Source organism: Pseudomonas sp. LS_2 (assembly GCF_042709235.1).
Classification (GTDB): domain Bacteria; phylum Pseudomonadota; class Gammaproteobacteria; order Pseudomonadales; family Pseudomonadaceae; genus Aquipseudomonas.
Genome location: NZ_JAVAYC010000031.1, coordinates 20,146 through 36,828 on the forward strand (window position 1 = coordinate 20,146; position 16,683 = coordinate 36,828).

15 protein-coding genes and 1 pseudogene are annotated in these 16,683 nt (G+C 64.0%); 10 read left to right on the forward strand and 6 right to left on the reverse strand.

What is annotated here, in order from left to right; translation table 11 throughout:
* Positions 1-8: 8 nt before the first annotated feature.
* The 3 genes from RAC97_RS21295 to RAC97_RS21305 all read right to left on the reverse strand — a co-directional run bounded on the left by RAC97_RS21295 (position 9) and on the right by RAC97_RS21305 (position 2,408).
* Entirely contained in the window at positions 9-476 is a 468-nt protein-coding gene (locus RAC97_RS21295; RefSeq protein WP_375101616.1) for a (2Fe-2S)-binding protein, read from the reverse strand.
* Positions 477-800: 324 nt separating this feature from the next.
* Positions 801-1,271, reverse strand: coding sequence for a MarR family winged helix-turn-helix transcriptional regulator (locus tag RAC97_RS21300; protein ID WP_375101615.1), 471 nt, complete (start codon positions 1,269-1,271; stop codon positions 801-803).
* 84 nt (positions 1,272-1,355) lie between these two features.
* The gene (locus RAC97_RS21305) at positions 1,356-2,408 is read right to left on the reverse strand and encodes a 2,5-dihydroxypyridine 5,6-dioxygenase (RefSeq protein ID WP_375101614.1); all 1,053 of its coding nucleotides are present in this window, start codon (positions 2,406-2,408) and stop codon (positions 1,356-1,358) included.
* A gap of 310 nt (positions 2,409-2,718) precedes the next feature.
* Between RAC97_RS21305 and RAC97_RS21310 the strand changes: the two genes are divergently transcribed.
* From RAC97_RS21310 to RAC97_RS21335, 6 genes are all read left to right on the forward strand, one after another.
* Positions 2,719-3,867 (forward strand): FAD-dependent monooxygenase, encoded by a 1,149-nt coding sequence (locus RAC97_RS21310; RefSeq protein WP_375101613.1) that lies wholly within the window; start codon positions 2,719-2,721, stop codon positions 3,865-3,867.
* Positions 3,864-4,670 carry an N-formylmaleamate deformylase gene (gene nicD, locus RAC97_RS21315; protein WP_375101612.1) on the forward strand — a complete coding sequence of 269 codons (807 nt, stop codon included), beginning with the start codon at positions 3,864-3,866 and terminating at the stop codon, positions 4,668-4,670. The genes RAC97_RS21310 and nicD overlap by 4 nt, the downstream gene beginning before the upstream one ends.
* Before the next feature lie 11 nt (positions 4,671-4,681).
* On the forward strand, positions 4,682-5,434 hold the full coding sequence (locus tag RAC97_RS21320; protein WP_375101611.1) for an Asp/Glu racemase: 753 nt from the start codon (positions 4,682-4,684) through the stop codon (positions 5,432-5,434).
* 14 nt (positions 5,435-5,448) lie between these two features.
* Positions 5,449-6,090: an N-carbamoylsarcosine amidohydrolase gene (locus RAC97_RS21325; protein ID WP_375101610.1), complete on the forward strand. Its 642-nt coding sequence runs from the start codon at positions 5,449-5,451 to the stop codon at positions 6,088-6,090.
* 211 nt (positions 6,091-6,301) lie between these two features.
* Entirely contained in the window at positions 6,302-7,615 is a 1,314-nt protein-coding gene (locus tag RAC97_RS21330) for an MFS transporter (protein ID WP_375101609.1), read from the forward strand.
* A gap of 141 nt (positions 7,616-7,756) precedes the next feature.
* Entirely contained in the window at positions 7,757-9,046 is a 1,290-nt protein-coding gene (locus tag RAC97_RS21335) for an OprD family porin (RefSeq protein WP_375101608.1), read from the forward strand.
* Between the two features lie 106 nt (positions 9,047-9,152).
* On the opposite strand, the gene RAC97_RS21340 is transcribed toward RAC97_RS21335, so the two are convergent.
* On the reverse strand, positions 9,153-10,037 hold the full coding sequence (locus RAC97_RS21340; RefSeq protein WP_375101607.1) for a LysR family transcriptional regulator: 885 nt from the start codon (positions 10,035-10,037) through the stop codon (positions 9,153-9,155).
* Between the two features lie 77 nt (positions 10,038-10,114).
* Here RAC97_RS21340 and RAC97_RS21345 point away from each other — a divergent pair, with 77 nt between their 5' ends.
* The 4 genes from RAC97_RS21345 (at position 10,115) to ggt (ending at position 14,355) form a co-directional block, all read left to right on the forward strand.
* On the forward strand, positions 10,115-10,879 hold the full coding sequence (locus RAC97_RS21345) for a sulfite exporter TauE/SafE family protein (protein WP_375101606.1): 765 nt from the start codon (positions 10,115-10,117) through the stop codon (positions 10,877-10,879).
* Between the two features lie 160 nt (positions 10,880-11,039).
* Entirely contained in the window at positions 11,040-11,630 is a 591-nt protein-coding gene (locus RAC97_RS21350) for an NAD(P)H-dependent oxidoreductase (protein ID WP_375101605.1), read from the forward strand.
* Between the two features lie 43 nt (positions 11,631-11,673).
* A complete protein-coding gene (locus tag RAC97_RS21355) occupies positions 11,674-12,570 on the forward strand; it encodes a LysR family transcriptional regulator (RefSeq protein ID WP_375101604.1) in 897 nt (298 codons plus the stop codon).
* A 117-nt stretch (positions 12,571-12,687) separates the two neighbouring features.
* Complete coding sequence (gene ggt / locus RAC97_RS21360; protein WP_375101603.1) at positions 12,688-14,355, forward strand: gamma-glutamyltransferase; 1,668 nt, start codon at positions 12,688-12,690, stop codon at positions 14,353-14,355.
* Between the two features lie 165 nt (positions 14,356-14,520).
* On the opposite strand, the gene RAC97_RS21365 is transcribed toward ggt, so the two are convergent.
* Together RAC97_RS21365 and RAC97_RS21370 are read right to left on the reverse strand one after the other, a co-directional pair.
* Positions 14,521-15,384: a methyl-accepting chemotaxis protein gene (locus RAC97_RS21365; RefSeq protein WP_375101631.1), complete on the reverse strand. Its 864-nt coding sequence runs from the start codon at positions 15,382-15,384 to the stop codon at positions 14,521-14,523.
* Positions 15,376-16,638: pseudogene (locus tag RAC97_RS21370) on the reverse strand (methyl-accepting chemotaxis protein); the annotation flags it as partial. The pseudogene RAC97_RS21370 and the gene RAC97_RS21365, both read right to left, overlap by 9 nt.
* Positions 16,639-16,683: the final 45 nt, after the last annotated feature.

Consider the following 16,683-nt stretch of genomic DNA (forward strand, 5'->3'; position numbering starts at 1 on the left):
TCCGGTACTCAGGCCTGGCGGCCAGCGGCGCGACGTACGGCGCGCAAGATTTCGACGTGGGTGCCGCAGCGGCACAGGTTGCCCGACAATTCGTTGCGGATCTGTTCGTCGCTGGGGTGGGGAATGCGGTCGAGCAGGGCCTTGGCGGTCATGATCATGCCGTTCATGCAGTAGCCGCACTGCGCCGCCTGCTCGTCGATGAAGGCCTGCTGCACCGGGTGCGGCGCGGCCTTGCAGCCGAGGCCTTCGAGGGTGGTCACCTTGCGGCCCAGGGCACCCGCCAGGGGGATCACGCAGGAGCGGGCGGCCACGCCGTCGATGATGACCGTGCAGGCGCCGCATTCGCCCAGGCCGCAGCCGTATTTCGGGCCGTTCAGGCACAGGTCGTTGCGCAACACCAGCAACAGCGGAGTGTCGGGTTCGGCATCGACCTTGACGGTCTGTCCGTTGATTCGCAGGGCGAGGTCTTCTTGCATGGCTTGCTCGTCTCCGGCGGCGCTACCAAAGGACTCAATCGGTGCGCCTTTTTCGGTAAGTGCTCACTACATGAAATGAGTAGGCAAGAAGCAGGCCATGCAGGTTTTTGGGGAGGTTGAGAGGCAAGCGTGCTCAAGGGTAATGCCCTGCCCGTGAGAGCAGCGCAGTCCCTGCGGGAGCGGGTTTACCCGCGAAAAGAACACCGCGGTGTATGGCCAGGGCTTTGCCCTGGTTCGCGGGTAAACCCGCTCCCACAAGTGTTTCATCGTTCTTGAGAGCGGTGGCGTGTCATTGGGAGAGGTGTTGTGTCGCGAAAGAGTCGATTAGCCGGCAGTTTCGTCGCTGTCGATCATCTTGCGCAGCAAGAACAGGATCGCCACCCGCTCCCCGGCATTCAGGCTGCCCATGCTCAGCTCGCTGATCTGCCGGGCACAGGGAATCATCGCATCGAGCAGTTCACTGCCTTGCGCGGTGAGCTCGACGATCACCTTGCGTCGGTCATCCGGGTCGGGCGACAACTGGATCAAGCCGCGGGCCTTGAGACGTTCGACGATTCCACGAATGGTCGCCTGGTCCACTGCGGTGGCCTTGATGAGCTCGGCCTGGGAGCTCGGCCCATGGTCGCGCAAGGCGCACAGGGTAACGAACTGGATGGAGGTGAGCTGCGGGTCGCAGGCTTGTTGCTGGAAGATCGCCGTGTGCCGCTGGTAGGCCTTGCGCAGCAGGTGGCCGATCTGTTCGGTAACGTCGTAAGGCGTGGCATCGAGTGGGGCGGGGGAAGGTTTTTTCGGCATGGGAAGGCTTGGGCTGTGTGGGTTGGGCTGGCCGGCCCCCGGTTGCGGAGCGCCCGGCCAGTATAACCAAGCCACGTTTCAGGGCTAGCGGGCTTTGGAGGCCTCGGGGAAGACCACGTCGCCGGCCATTACCACGGCCTGGTCGTCGAGATAGATGTCGCAGTTGCGCAGCGGGATATCCAGGTGGCAGGGAGTCTTGCGCTTGCCGCCGACCTCGGTATTCGGGCCGGTGGAGAACAGGAAGTTGCCGTAGAACGCGCGGGCGTCCATGCACATGCCGTCGTTGCGGTCGTGCAGGCCCATGGCGGTCCACTGCGCCCGCGGTTGCAGGCCCCAGCCGATGTGCGAGATGCCGTACACCTCGGGGTCGTTGAAATACTTCATGTAGTCGCGCAGGTACTCGGCCTCGAAGCCGCCGTGGATGCCGGTGATGAAGCCTTTCTCGATCTCCAGGGTGATGCGCTCGCGGCAGTAGCTCTTGAACGGCAGCACGATATCGCCCACATCCAGCACCAGCGTGCCCTCGGCGCTGTCCTCGTTCGGCCAGGTGAACAGAAAGCCGCTGGGCCAGTGGTCCCAGCGTCCCGGCTCGTCGGCGTAGCCGTACTCGGTCACCGCGGGGTACTGGCCCAGCGGGGCGTGGAAGTCGCTGCCGGCCTTGGAGCGCACGTGCATGCTGCGGGCCTGCTTGAGCAGCACTTCGCTTGCCAGCACGCGGCGCTTGTCGTCCTCGGTCGGCAGCATGCGCGCCAGCACTTCCGGGGGCTCTACCGCCAGCAGGATGCGCGTGCCGGTCTTGAGGATCTGCTCCTGCTCGGGGGAGTGCAGCAGCATCATGGTGTCGACGACCAGGTCGGCTGCCTCCAATGCACGCTGGGCGGCGAGGTTGCCGGTGAGCGCGGTGTCGCCGCAATAGGCGGTCATGTCGTTGCCCATGGCGGTGGGGTGGTTGAACGACGGCAGCTCCACGGCATAAACCTTGGCCTTCAGGCGCTGCGCGGCTTCCATCGCGGCGTTCACCGTGCGCGGGTCGGAATAGTGGCTCTTGAGCACGGCCACGCTCTGGGTCTCGTCCACACGGGACAGTGTGAGCACGTGCTCGAACATCTGGGTCAGTTCTGCGTTGCTAACCGGCATCGGGTCTCTCCTGGGCGCTGCACCATGGCGGTGCCCTGCGCTTCGTCTTGGTGCGAAATAATAGTGTGTACACCCTATTTGCAAAATAAAAGCGCATCTTTTGAGGAAGCGCAAGCACCGTCTGTAAACGTTACCTATCCACACATTTCCTAGTTATTACGGTAACGATAAGCCGTTCGTCGACTTCAATCAGTTGTTTGAAAATATCTTGCTCGGGGATCTTCACTTTAAAAAAATACAGTGCATACACTAGAAAAACGTCGAGCGGGATCCCCGCTTGCGATCTTTCAGAACAACAGGAGACACACCCATGCGGGGTAGGCAGAAAATCGCGATCGTCGGTGCAGGGCTGGGTGGCGCGGCCGCCGCTACGTTGTTGCAGCAGGCAGGCTTCGAGGTCGAAGTGTTCGAACAGGCGCCGGAGTTCACCCGGCTGGGTGCTGGCATTCACATCGGCCCGAACGTGATGAAGATCTTCCGGCGCATGGGCCTGGAGCAGAAGCTTGAGCTGATGAGCTCGCACCCGGACTTCTGGTTCAGCCGCGACGGCAAGACGGGCGACTACCTGTCGCGCATCCCACTGGGCGAGTTCGCCCGCCGCGAGTACGGTGCCTCGTACATCACCATCCACCGGGGCGACCTGCACGCCTTGCAGATCGAAGCGATCAAGCCGGGCACCGTGCACTTCGGCAAGCGCCTGGAAAAAATCGTCGACGAGGGCGACCAGGTGCGCCTGGACTTCGCCGACGGCACCCACACCGTGGCTGATATCGTCATCGGCGCCGATGGCATCCATTCGAAGATCCGCGAAGAGCTGCTGGGCGTCGAAGCGCCGATCTACAGTGGTTGGGTCGCCCACCGAGCACTGATTCGCGGCGAGCAGCTCAGGCAGCATGCCGACGTGTTCGAGGACTGCGTGAAGTGGTGGACCGACGATCGCCACATGATGGTCTACTACACCACTGGCAAGCGCGACGAGTACTACTTCGTCACCGGCGTGCCCCATGAGGCCTGGGACTTCCAGGGCCCCTACGTGGACAGCAACCAGGAAGAAATGCTGGCAGCCTTCGAGGGCTACCACCCCACTGTGCAGAAGCTGATCCGCGCCACCGAGTCCATCACCAAGTGGCCGCTGCGCAACCGCAACCCGCTGCCGCTGTGGAGCCGTGGCCGCCTGGTGCTGCTGGGCGACGCCTGCCACCCGATGAAGCCACACATGGCCCAGGGCGCATGCATGGCCATCGAAGATGCCGCCATGCTCACCCGCTGCCTGCAGGAAGTCGGGCTGTCCGACCACCGCACCGCCTTCGCGCTCTATGAGGCCAACCGCAAGGAACGCGCTTCGCGGGTGCAGGCGGTATCCAACGCCAACACCTTCCTCTACACCCAGGAAGACCCGGCCTGGGTCTACGGTTACGACCTGTACGGCCAGGAACTGAAAAGCGGGGAGGCGGCATGAGCACCTTCGTCGAGGGTGGCAACGTCAACGCCAACGGCATTCGCCAGCACTACCTGCGCTATGGCGGCAAAGGCACGGCGTTGATCCTGGTGCCGGGCATCACCAGCCCGGCGATCACCTGGGGCTTCGTCGCCGAGCGCCTGGGCCGCCACTTCGACACCTATGTGCTGGACGTCCGTGGCCGTGGCCTGTCGTCCAGCGGCCCTGAGCTGGACTACGGCACAGATGCCTGCGCCGCAGACCTCCCGGCGTTCGCCCAGGCCCTAGGCCTGGAGAGCTATCACCTGGTCGGCCACTCGATGGGGGCGCGCTTCGCCATTCGCGCTGCCGCCCAAGGCGCTCCGGGCCTGAAACGCCTGGTGCTGGTCGACCCGCCGGTATCCGGTCCGGGCCGACGCGAGTACCCGAGCAAGCTGCCGTGGTACGTCGACTCGATCCGCCAGGCCACCCTCGGCATGACTGGCGACGACATGCGCGCCTTCTGCGCGACCTGGAGCGACGAGCAGCTGCAACTGCGCGCCGAGTGGCTGCACACCTGCTACGAGCCAGCGATCGTGCGGGCCTTCGAGGACTTCCACACGGTGGACATCCACCAGTACCTGCCTGCCGTAAGCCAGCCGGCATTGCTGATGGTGGCCGGGCGCGGAGGGGTGATCCAGGCCCAGGACGTGGCCGAGATCCGCGAACTGAAGCCGGATATCCAGGTGGTCCCTGTCGACGCCGCTGGCCACATGATTCCCTGGGATGACCTTGAAGGGTTCTTCGCCGCGTTCGGTGATTTCCTCGGCCAACCCATCGTTTGAAGGAGCGCAACATGACCAAGCTGTACCGTATCGGCCAGATCGTGCCGAGCTCGAACACCACCATGGAAACCGAGATCCCGGCGATGCTCACCGCACGCCAGGCCATTCGCCCCGAGCGCTTCACCTTCCACTCTGCGCGCATGCGCATGAAGCAAGTGAAGAAGGAAGAGCTGGCGGCGATGGACGCCGAGTCCGACCGTTGCGCGGTGGAGCTGTCCGACGCCAAGGTCGACGTGCTCGGCTACGCCTGCCTGGTGGCGATCATGGCCATGGGGCTGGGCTACCACCGCCAGTCGGAGAAGCGCCTGCAGAAGGCCACCGCCGACAATGACGCCCTGGCCCCAGTGATCACCAGCGCCGGTGCCCTGGTCCAAGCGCTGCACGTGATGAAGGCCAAGCGCATCGCCATCGTCGCGCCGTACATGAAGCCGCTGACCGAGCTTGTGGTCAACTACATCCGCGAGGAAGGCTTCGAGGTGCAGGACTGGCGCGCCCTGGAAATTCCCGACAACCTCGCCGTGGCCCGCCACGACCCGGCCAACCTGCCCGGTATCGTCGCCGGCATGAACCTCGAAGGTGTCGATGTGATCGTGCTGTCGGCCTGCGTACAGATGCAGTCGCTGCCAGCGGTCGCCAAGGTAGAGGCACTGACCGGCAAGCCCGTCGTCACCGCTGCCATCGCCACCACCTACGCCATGCTCAAGGCACTGGACCTGGAACCGGTAGTCCCCGGTGCCGGTGCCCTGCTGTCGGGCGCGTACTGAAAGCGGAGGCGAACATGAGCGACGCACAGAGCGCCAGCGACAACTACCAGGGCGTATGGGGCCAGCGCATCGGCTTCGGCAACAAGCCCGCCTTGCTGATGATCGACTTCATGCAGGGCTACACCACCCCCGGTGCGCCGTTGTACGCCGAGGGCGTGGTGACGGCCGTCGAACAGGCTGCCGGCCTGCTGGCACAAGCCCGCGAAAGCGGTACCCTGGTGGTGCACACCAACATTCGCTACCAGCCCGGGCATTTCGCCGATGGCGGCGTATGGGTACGCAAGGCGCCGGTCATGAAGGACATGGTCGAAGGCAACCCGCTGGCGGCGTTCTGTGCCGAAGTGGCGCCACGTGCCGAGGAGACGGTCATCAGCAAGCAGTACGCCAGTGCGTTCTTCGGCACCAGCCTGGCCTCGCTGCTGCATGCCCAGGGTGTGGATACCGTGGTGCTGGCCGGCTGTTCCACCAGCGGCTGCATTCGTGCCAGCGCGGTGGATGCCGTGCAGCATGGGTTCCGGACCATCGTAGTGCGTGAGTGCGTGGGCGACCGACACCCGGCCCCGCACGAAGCCAATCTGTTCGACATCGACAGCAAGTATGGCGATGTCGTCAGCCGGCAGGAAGCCATGCAACACCTGGTGCGCCTGGCCGACTGAGCCTGCCACCTGTCGTACCCATAACTATCGAGGAACGGCGCGGGAAGCCCGTTCCCAATACCGCCCGCGGTTCGGGGCGGAACCACCCCGCAGGAGCACTCGGGGTCTTGTGACGCTGCCCTGGAAAGCCGCCTGTAGTTCATGGCGCTCCCGGAGCGTCGGAAACTGCTGGCCTAAAAACAACCACAAAGTCGCCGCCAGGAGACACACAATGCCAATTGCGAATGCAACCACGGTCCACAGCGATACCGACCATGGCACTCAAGCGCTTTACCGCAAGGTCACATGGAGGCTCATCCCCTTCCTGTGCTTCTGCTACCTCGCCGCTTATCTGGACCGCATCAACGTCGGCTTCGCCAAGTTGCAGATGCTCGAGGACTTGCAGTTCAGTACCGCCGCCTACGGCCTGGGGGCCGGGCTGTTCTTCGTCGGCTACATCATCTTCGAGGTGCCGAGCAACCTGATCCTGGAGCGCGTCGGTGCGAAGATCTGGATCGCCCGCATCATGATCACCTGGGGCCTGCTGTCGGCCTGCACCATGTTCGTCACCAGCACGACTCAGTTCTACATCCTGCGCTTCTTGCTGGGCGCCGCCGAGGCGGGCTTCCTGCCGGGCGTGCTGTACTACCTGACCATGTGGTACCCCACCTACCGACGGGGGCGCATCATTGCCCTGTTCATGATCGGGCTGCCGCTGTCGAGCGTGATCGGCGGGCCGATCTCCGGCTGGATCATGAGCCACTTCGACCAGGTCAGCGGCCTGCACGGCTGGCAGTGGCTGTTCCTGCTGGAGGCCATCCCCAGCGTGCTGCTGGGCATCCTGACCTTCTGGGCATTGCCCAACCGTTTCCAGGAAGCCAAGTGGCTGTACGATGGCGAGAAGGCGCAGTTGGCCAGCGACCTGGCCGCCGATGACGCCGAGGGCAAGGGTAGCAAGCACAGCTTCCGCGATGGCTTCTTCAACCTGAAGGTGTGGATGCTCGGTGGCATCGACTTCTCGATCCTGCTCAGCGCCTACGCCATGGGCTTCTGGATGCCGACCTTCATTCGCGACGCGGGGGTCAGCGACACCTTCCATATTGGCTTGCTCACCGCCGTTCCGAGCCTGGCCGCGCTGGCCGGCATGCTGATGATCGGCGCCAGTTCCGACCGTCACCGCGAGCGCCGCTGGCACATCATCGTGCCGTTTATCATCGGCGCCATCGCCATGGCCTCGAGCACCTTGTTCAGCCAGAACCTGGTGATGACCGTGACCCTGTTCGCCATCGCCTCGGCGGCCATCATCGGCGCGGTGCCGGTGTTCTTCAGCCTGCCGGCGACCTTTCTCAAAGGCACCGCCGCGGCCACTGGTTTCGCCCTGGCCTGCTCGCTGGCCAACATCGCGGGCCTGGTGAGCAACTCGCTGATGGGTATCGTCACCGACCTGACCGGCACCTCCCATGCGGCGCTCTGGGCGTTCGCAGGCTGCCTGATTCTCAGCTGCTTCCTGGTGATTGCATTGCCGGCCAAGCTGGTCAACCGCTAAGCGCGCGACCGGCTTTTCGCAACGGCAGCTTTGGCGGGCCCTGAGCCCGCTTTGCGATCACTCTTCAACTGCAATCCGCCCCGTGGATGGCCCAAGGCCCCCGCGACGGATCGCTGTTGCCCGAATTTCAGGAGCAGTGTCATGAATGTGCAGACTCAACAGCGTTTCAACTCGGTCGCGTGCCTGGCCAGCGGCTGTGTCGCCGCCTTGTGCGGCGAGGCCAAGGCCGAGGAGGCGGGTTTCATCGAAGGTGCCCGCGCTACCTTGCAGGCGCGTAACTACTACTTCAGCCGCGATTATTCGGACATCCGTGGCGGCAGTACCCAGTCCCGGACCGAGGAGTGGGCCCAGGGCTTCATCCTCAATGCCAGCTCCGGCTACACCCAAGGCCCGGTCGGCGTGGGGGTGGATGTCATCGGCCTGCTCGGCATCAAGCTCGACAGCAGCCGAGACCGCGCCAGGTCTGGGCTGTTGCCGACCCACGCCGATGGCGAGTCGGCAGACGAGTACAGCCGCTTGGGCGGTGCGGTCAAGTTCAAGGTGTCGAAGACCGAACTGAAGGTGGGCGAGCTGATGCCCAATCTGCCGGTGCTGACCTTCAGCGACCTGCGCCTGCTGCCGCCCACCTACCAGGGCGCGATGATCGAGTCTCGCGAACTGCCAGGGTTGACGCTGAACGCCGGTCAGTTCCGCTCCACGCGGTTGCGTGACTCGTCGAACGGCCAGGACATGTACGCGCTGGTCAACGACCCGATCAACCCGAATCGCCTGGCGCGTTTCACCAGCGACCGCTTCAATTACGCGGGCGCCGAGTATGCGTTCAACAGCAACCGCACCAGCGTGGCGGTGTGGCAGGCGCAGCTGGAGGACATCTACCAGCAGCGCTTCTACAACCTCAAGCACGCCGAGCCTGTGGGCAAGTGGACGCTAGGGGTGAATACCGGCTACTTCGATGCCAAGGAGGATGGCCGCAAGATTGCCGGTGACTACGACAACAATGCCTTCTACAGCCTGTTCTCGGCCAAGCATGGCGGGCATACGTTCTACGTGGGCTACCAGCAGATCGGTGGCGACGATGGCTTCATCCAGGTCGGCGCCAACACCAACCCGATGGGCAACACACTGCCGACCTACGAGTTCGCTGCACCCGGCGAACGCTCGTGGCAGGTGCGCCATGACTACAACTTCGTGGTGCTGGGCATTCCCGGGCTGACCTCGACCGTGCGCTATGTGAAGGGGCGTGACGTGGACACCGGTCTTGGCTTCGAGGGGCGTGACTGGGAGCGTGACCTGGACCTGGCCTACGTGGTGCAAAGCGGGCCGTTGGAGGGGGTTGGGGTGCGCATCCGCAACGTTATCGCGCGGTCCAACTACCGGACCGATATCGATGAGAACCGGTTGATCCTGAGCTATACGATCAAGCTGTTCTGATAGGGCGGCAGCCCCGGCCTCTTCGCGGGCAAGCCCGCTCCCGCAGGGGGCGATAGGATCCCTGTAGAGCGGGCTTGCGCGCGAAGAGGCCGGTACTGCCTGCGCGCTAGTCCGAGCCCAGCCACTCGACCAACGCCGCCGCATACCCCGGCAACGCTGCAAAATCCCTGGCGCACACGTGCAGCCTGCGCCGCGCCCAATCTTCCTCCAGCGCCACCCAGCGCAACGCCAGCACTCCCTCCCAGCGCCGCACCGAGGCCAGCGGCACCACGCCCACCCCCGCACCACCGGCCACCATGCGAATCACCCCATCGAACCCCTCGGCCCGCACCCGCACCTGCATCCGGCGCCCCAGGCGCAGCGCCTGCTCCTCGAGGTGCAAGGCCAGCGCGCTATCGGCGCCAAGGCCGACATAGCCATGGCCAAGGCTGTCGCCGAAGCTCGGCGCCGGCTGCGTGGCCAGCGCATGATTGGCGGGCATCACCAGCACCAGCGGGTCGTTGCGAAACGGCCGTACCTGCAGATGCTCGCTAGGCGCCGCGCTGGAAATGATGCCCAGGTCGGCCATGCCCTGGGTCACCGACTGCACGATGCGCAAGCTCGGCAGTTCCTGCACGTCAACGCTGACCGCCGGGTGCGCGGACAGGTAGCCGGCCAGCAGCTCCGGCAGGTATTCGGTAAGCGCGGCGGTATTGCACAGCAGGCGCACCTGGCCGTGCTGGCCTTGGGCATATTGCGCAAGGTCGAATTGCAGGCGCTCGACCTGCTGACCAATCAGCCGTGCGTGTTGCAGCAGGGCCTGCCCGGCAGGTGTGGCTTGTACCCCGCGGCGGTTGCGCTCCAGCAGTGCGATGCCCAGCGAGGCTTCCATTGCTCGGATACGTGCGCTGGCAGCAGGCAGCGACAGGTGGCTGCGGCGCGCGCCTGCCGTGATGTTGCCGCACTCGAGGGTGTGGCGGAACAAGGTCAGGTCGGTCAGGTCGAAATGCATCAGCCTCTGTCCTGGCAAGAGTCTGGGTGAGTATATGGCAGATTTTCATCGCGTCGCGCCTGGCGCAGGATGACGCCATGGATACCTTTGTCGCGATGTATCAGAACCTCGGGCCGGCCCTTTCATTGCTGGTTGTCTTTACCTTCTTGCTGGCGGGTGCGGTAAAGGGCGTGATCGGCCTGGGCTTGCCGACCATTGCCATGGGCTTGCTGGGCCTGGCTCTACCTCCGGCGCAGGCTGCGGCCCTGCTGATCATTCCTTCAACCCTGACCAACCTCTGGCAATTGTCTGCGGGCGGGCACCTGCGGGCGCTGCTGCGGCGCCTGGTGGGCATGCTGGCGATGATCTTCATGGGTACGTTGCTGGGTAGCGTCTGGCTGGGTATCGACAGCGGCCCCTGGGCCGTTCATGCGCTGGGTGGCGCGCTGTTGGTGTATGCCCTGTATGGCCTGGCCGGGCCCGCTCTGCGCGTGGCAGCTCGCCGGGAATGGTGGCTTGGCCCGCTTTGCGGGTTGCTGACCGGCCTGGTCACGGCGGCCACCGGGGTGTTCGTGATGCCCGCCGTGCCTTACTTGCAAAGCCTGGGGTTGAGCCGCGACGAGATGGTCCAGGCGTTGGGCTTGTCGTTCACCGTCTCGACGCTCGCCTTGGCGCTAGGCCTGGCAGGGCAGGGGGCACTCGGCGGGCAGTCCCTGGGCGCCTCGCTGTTGATGCTGGCGCCTGCGCTGCTTGGCATGTTCTTCGGCCAGTGGCTGCGCCAGCGCATCAGCGCGGTGGTGTTCAAGCGCTGCTTCTTTGTTGGCCTGGCGCTGCTTGGCGGGCATCTGCTGCTCGCCGGTTAGGTTGCAGTAATCCCTTTGCAATAATTGCCGTCATATTCGTGCTTAAAGCGCAAAGGTCATTTGCTTGTCCCATGCTTTTTCAATCGCTCACCAGTGCTTAACCTGCCGCCATTCCCTTTGGCTTGGTCTACGGACCGGCAGCTCACTTATGAGGCTTCCCATGAAAAAGATTCTCCTGATCAACGGTGGTAAACAGTTCGCTCACTCCGACGGCCGCCTGAACGCCACCCTGCATGACGCCGCTGTCGCGCACCTTGACCGCGCCGGTTTCGATGTAAAGCAAACCTTTATCGATGGCGGCTACGACGTGCAGGAAGAAGTGCAGAAATACCTGTGGGCAGACGTGGTGATCTACCAGATGCCCGGCTGGTGGATGGGTGCTCCCTACACCGTCAAGCAGTACCTGGACGAAGTGTTCACCGCCGGCCACGGCAGCCTCTACGCCAACGATGGCCGTACCCGCTCGGACGCTTCGCAGAAGTACGGCAGCGGGGGCTTGATCCATGGCAAGCAGTACATGATCTCGGCCACCTGGAATGCGCCGCAGCAGGCGTTCGACGACCCCACCGACTTCTTCGAAGGCAAGGGCGTGGACGCGGTGTACTTCCCGTTCCACAAGGCCAACCAGTTCCTCGGCATGACTGGCCTGCCGACCTTCCTGGCCGTGGATGTAATGAAGCGCCCGGACGTGCCGGCCACCGTGGCCGCCTATGAAGCGCACCTGAGCGAAGTGTTCGGCAAGGCCGAGTGATCCGGCTACCATCAGCAAACCCGACCCGCCAAGGCCACCCCGCGTGAAAACCCGATCCGAGGAACTCCAGGTATTCGTCGCCGTGATCGATTGCGGCTCGATCTCCGCCGCTGCCGAGCAGATGGGCCAGACCCCATCTGCCGTCAGCCGCACGCTGTCACGCCTGGAGGGCAAGCTGGGGACCACGCTGGTCAACCGCACCACGCGGCGCATGGACCTCACCGAGGAAGGCCGTTTCTTCCTCGAGCGCGCCCGGGCGGTGCTCGAACAGATGGACGACATGGAAGAGCGCCTGTCGATGAACCGCCAGACCCCTTCCGGGCGCCTGCGCATCAACGCTGCTGCGCCGTTCATGCTGCATGCCATCCTGCCATGGATCGGTGAATTCCGTGAGCAGTACCCGCAGATCGAGCTGGAGCTGAACACCGACGATCTGATCATCGACCTGCTCGAACAAAGCACCGACGTGGCCATCCGCATCGGCGAGCTGGCCGATTCCAGCCTGCACGCCCGCCACCTGGGGTGCAGCCCGGTGCAGGTGCTGGCAAGCCCCGAGTACCTGGCGCGTCACGGCGTGCCGGAAAGAGTAGAGGCGCTTGCCGAACATACGCTGCTTGGCTTCAGCGCGGTGGAGTCGCTCAACCAATGGCCGTTGCGCCACGCCCATGGCGACCGCTGGACGATTCGTCCGGCCTTGACCGCGTCCAGTGGCGAAACCCTGCGCCAGCTCGCCCTGGCAGGGGAGGGCATCGTCAGCCTGTCGCACTTCATGACCCACGAAGATATCCGCACCGGACGTCTGCAGGTCGTGCTGGGTGATGCCCACAATGGCTATCGCCAGCCGATTCACGCGGTGTACTACCGCAACACGCAGTTGGCGTTGCGCATCCAGTGCTTCCTCGACTTCATCCAGCGCAAGCTGTCGATGTACGCCTATTGAGTTGTCTGTGTGCGACAGGACCTACAAATTACGTCGTAACTTCTTCGCTTGGTTTGCGTTGTCGTAACCCATCGTCCTTAATGGGTGCTCAACAAAAACAACACCAAGGAAGTGTCCATGCGTATCGTCATGTTCCAGTCTGCGGCCCTGGCGGCCTCTATCCTGAGCGCTTCGCAGGCAGTGGCCGTCACCCTTGAAGGTGGCGCAGTGGCTGCGCCCGATCAATATGGCGCACAGGTCGCCGCCGAAATCCTGAAGAAGGGGGGCAATGCGGTGGACGCCGCAGTCGCCACCGCCTTCACCTTGGCAGTGACCTACCCCGAGGCCGGCAATATCGGCGGTGGCGGTTTCATGACCCTGTTCGTCGACGGCAAGCCGTATTTCCTCGACTACCGCGAAGTGGCGCCGAAAGCGGCGACCAAGACCATGTACCTGGACGACAAGGGCGAGGTGATCGAGAACCTCAGCCTGGTCGGCGCCCGCGCGGCCGGGGTGCCGGGCACGGTGATGGGGCTGTGGGAGGCGCACCAGAAGTTCGGCAAGCTCAAGTGGAGCGAGCTGCTGACCCCGGCCATCGGCTATGCGCACAACGGCTTCAAGGTGGCGCAGAAGCAGTACCAGTACCGCGACGACGCCCAGGGCCTGTTCAAGACCGCCACCAACTTCAACGACTATTTCGGCGCCATGAAAGTCGGCGAGCTGTTCAAGCAGCCGGAGCTGGCGCAGACCCTGGAACGCATCGCCGACAAGGGCGTGAGCGAGTTCTATCAAGGCAAGACCGCCGACCTGCTGGTGGCGCAGATGCAGGCCGACAAGGGCCTGATCAGCAAGGAAGATCTCAAGGACTACAAGGCCGTGTGGCGCGACCCGATCGCCATCGACTGGCGCGGCAACGTGGTCTACACCGCACCGCCGCCCAGCTCTGGCGGGGTGGCCCTGACCCAGCTGCTGGGCATCAAGGAAAACCGCGCGGACGACTTCAAGGGCGTGACGCACAACTCTGCCAAGTACATCCACCTGCTGGCCGAAATCGAGAAGCGTGTGTTCGCCGACCGTGCCGACTACCTGGGTGACCCCGCCTTCACCCAGGTGCCGGTCGACAAGCTGGTAGCCCAGGATTACCTGGCCATGCGCGCCGCCCAGGTCAACCCAAACGCCATTTCCGAAACCGACAAGGTCAGGCCGGGGCTGGAGCCGCACCAGACCACGCACTTCTCGATCATCGACAAGCAAGGCAACGCGGTGAGCAACACCTACACCCTCAACCTTGACTACGGCAGTGGCGTGGTGGTCAAGGGCGCAGGCTTCTTGCTCAACGACGAAATGGACGACTTCAGCGCCAAGCCGGGTGCGGCCAATGCCTTTGGTGTGGTCGGTGGCGATGCCAACGCCATCGCGCCGGGCAAGCGCATGCTGTCGTCGATGAGCCCGAGCCTGATGACCCGCGATGGCAAGGTGGTGCTGGTGGTGGGGACGCCGGGCGGCTCACGGATCTTCACCTCGATCTTCCAGGTCATCAACAACCTGTACGACTTCGGCATGCCGCTGGACAAAGCCGTGGCGGCGCAGCGTGTGCATCATCAGTTGCTGCCCAAGGACACGATCTATTACGACAGCTACGCGCCATTGACCGGGCCTGTGGCCGATGAGCTGAAGAAGATGGGCTATGTGCTGGAGGACCAGGGCTGGGAGATGGGCGATATCCAGGCGATTCGCGTGACCGGTGAGAAGGTGGAGACGGCGTCCGACCCGCGTGGGCGTGGGGTGGGGATGGTCGTTAAGTAATCACTGGTAGTTCTGCTGGGTATGGCACCGGCTTTGCCGGTGTTCGCGGGTAAACCCGCTCCCACAGGTACCCCACTGTTCTTGAATTCAGTGGGGTACCTGTGGGAGCGGGTTTACCCGCGAACCAGGGCGAAGCCCTGGCCATACACCGCAATATTTTCAGGCTCAGACGCGGAACCGGCTGACCAGCGCCTGCAACTGTCCGCCCAGGCGCGCCAACTCCCCGCTTGACGCTGCGGTCTGGTCGCTGGCCGCGGCGGTCTGCTCGGAAATATCGCGCACATTGATCACCCCGCGGCTGATCTCCTCGGCCACCGCGCTCTGCTGCTCGGCGGCGGCAGCGATCTGCTGGTTCATCGACTGAATGTTCGACACCGTGCGGGTGATGCTGCCCAGTGACTCACCGGCCTTGCGTGCCAAGGCCACGCTGCTGTCGGTCAGGCCCTGGCTGCCTAGCATCACGCTGGCCACCTGCTGGGTGCCGCTTTGCAGGCGTGCCACCAGTTCTTCGATTTCCTCGGTGGACTTCTGCGTACGCTGGGCCAGCCCGCGTACCTCGTCGGCGACCACCGCAAAGCCGCGGCCCGCTTCACCGGCACGGGCCGCCTCGATGGCGGCGTTCAACGCCAGCAGGTTGGTCTGCTCGGCCACCGACTTGATCACGTCCATGACGCTGCCGATCTTCTGGCTTTCCTGTTGCAACAGGGTCATCGCCTCGGTGGAGCGGTGCACTTCGCCTGCCAGGCGCTCGATCTGGCCGATCGCCTCGCCCACCACGCGGTCGCCGGCGCGAGCCTCGCCGTCGGCGACAGTGGCCGCGTGCGATGCTTGCTCGGCATTGCGCGCCACTTCCTGCACGGTGGCGGCCATTTCATGCATGGCGGTAGCCACCTGATCGGTCTCGACTTTCTGGGTATTGGCGCCGGCGCTGGTCTTCTCGGTCACGCTGGACAGTTCTTCGGCAGCGCTGGCGATCTGCGAGACGCCGTCGCGGATACCGCTGATGAGCTCACGCAGGGTGGTGCCCATGTGGGCGATACCTTGCTGCAAGGTGCCCATTTCGTCGCGGCGGGTAACGCGCAGGCCCTGGGTGAGGTCGCCGCTGGCGATCTTCTCCACCACCTCGAGGGTTTCGCGCAGTGGGCGGGTGATCTGGCGGGTGATGAGCAAGGCCGCCAACACACCGAACAGCAAAGCCAGGATGGTGGCGATGATTTGCAGTGAGCGAGCCTGAGCGCTCTCGCTGTCACGTTCGGCAAGCTGGAACTGGTACAGCTGGTCGTTGCGCTGGGTGATCTCGGTCTGTTCGTCGATCATTTCCTGGCGGGCCACGGCGACCAAGGCGCGGGCCTCGCGCAGGTTGGCCAGCGATTGGCGGAAGTTCTGCATGGCGCTCTCGAACGCCTGGGTGCGCGCCGACTGTTCAGGTAACTGGCGTTTCAGGGCCTCGATGCGTGGCGTGATGCGGTCGAGCTGCTGCATGGCGGCCTGCTCGGTGGCGCTGGTCAGTTCGACGGTGTAGCGCTGCACGTCCAGGCGTGCCTGGGCCAGCTGGCGCAGGGGCCTGACCACCAGTTGGTACTGTTCCAGCCGGTTGCTGTCGCGCATTGCGCTGCCCAGCACGTGGTTGGCGATGTTGTCGAGTTCATCGGTGGCGGTGTTGGCGGCAGCGTTCATTGCCGCGTAGGCCGCGAAAGTGGCCTGGTAGCCTTGGCGCATCTTGTTCAGCGAGGCCTGGTAAAGCTCGGTGTAGCGCATCTGCTCGCGCAGCACCGCGAGGTTCTCGGGTTGCGTGAGGATCGTCAGCAACGCTTTCTGCTCACCGCTGAAGGCGTCCAGCTTGGCCTGTACGTTGCTGGCGGCGGCTTCGTCACCGTCGGTGAGCATGTATTGCAGGCGTGCGGTGGTGAGGTCGTTGAGGTGGTCGTTGAACTGGGTGATCGCAGCCATGTGGTTGCTGCGGTTGATCAGGCTGCCGACGCTGTTCCAGCCGGTCAGGGCCAGCATGCCGGTCAACAGCAGGACCAGGCCGAAGCCCAGGGTGAGTTTTCGTTTGACGCTGATGTTGGCGAACCAGTTGCTCATGAAAGTACTCCCGCCGGTGTTTTTGTCGTGGGGCCTTCCATTGCCTGCAAGGGGTATCGGCAGGGTTCGCGCCAGCTGAAACGAATCGAGCAGGGATTTTGTTACTAAAGTTGCAGGGCGTGTGGTTTGGGCAGTTGCCTTTGGGGTGTCAATCAGGGCCTGGTCGCAGGCAAGCCCGCTCCTACAGATGCAGCGCATTTTCCGTAGGAGCGGGCTTGCCCGCGAACACCGGCAGAGCCGGTG

What these genes read in the sequence shown, in the direction of transcription:
- RAC97_RS21295 (WP_375101616.1), bottom strand. Translation starts at nt 476, where the DNA reads ATGCAAGAAGACCTCGCCCTGCGAATCAACGGACAGACCGTCAAGGTC.
- RAC97_RS21300 (WP_375101615.1), bottom strand. Translation starts at nt 1,271, where the DNA reads ATGCCGAAAAAACCTTCCCCCGCCCCACTCGATGCCACGCCTTACGAC.
- RAC97_RS21305 (WP_375101614.1), bottom strand. Translation starts at nt 2,408, where the DNA reads ATGCCGGTTAGCAACGCAGAACTGACCCAGATGTTCGAGCACGTGCTC.
- RAC97_RS21310 (WP_375101613.1), top strand. Translation starts at nt 2,719, where the DNA reads ATGCGGGGTAGGCAGAAAATCGCGATCGTCGGTGCAGGGCTGGGTGGC.
- nicD (WP_375101612.1), top strand. Translation starts at nt 3,864, where the DNA reads ATGAGCACCTTCGTCGAGGGTGGCAACGTCAACGCCAACGGCATTCGC.
- RAC97_RS21320 (WP_375101611.1), top strand. Translation starts at nt 4,682, where the DNA reads ATGACCAAGCTGTACCGTATCGGCCAGATCGTGCCGAGCTCGAACACC.
- RAC97_RS21325 (WP_375101610.1), top strand. Translation starts at nt 5,449, where the DNA reads ATGAGCGACGCACAGAGCGCCAGCGACAACTACCAGGGCGTATGGGGC.
- RAC97_RS21330 (WP_375101609.1), top strand. Translation starts at nt 6,302, where the DNA reads ATGCCAATTGCGAATGCAACCACGGTCCACAGCGATACCGACCATGGC.
- RAC97_RS21335 (WP_375101608.1), top strand. Translation starts at nt 7,757, where the DNA reads ATGAATGTGCAGACTCAACAGCGTTTCAACTCGGTCGCGTGCCTGGCC.
- RAC97_RS21340 (WP_375101607.1), bottom strand. Translation starts at nt 10,037, where the DNA reads ATGCATTTCGACCTGACCGACCTGACCTTGTTCCGCCACACCCTCGAG.
- RAC97_RS21345 (WP_375101606.1), top strand. Translation starts at nt 10,115, where the DNA reads ATGGATACCTTTGTCGCGATGTATCAGAACCTCGGGCCGGCCCTTTCA.
- RAC97_RS21350 (WP_375101605.1), top strand. Translation starts at nt 11,040, where the DNA reads ATGAAAAAGATTCTCCTGATCAACGGTGGTAAACAGTTCGCTCACTCC.
- ggt (WP_375101603.1), top strand. Translation starts at nt 12,688, where the DNA reads ATGCGTATCGTCATGTTCCAGTCTGCGGCCCTGGCGGCCTCTATCCTG.
- RAC97_RS21365 (WP_375101631.1), bottom strand. Translation starts at nt 15,384, where the DNA reads ATGGGCACCACCCTGCGTGAGCTCATCAGCGGTATCCGCGACGGCGTC.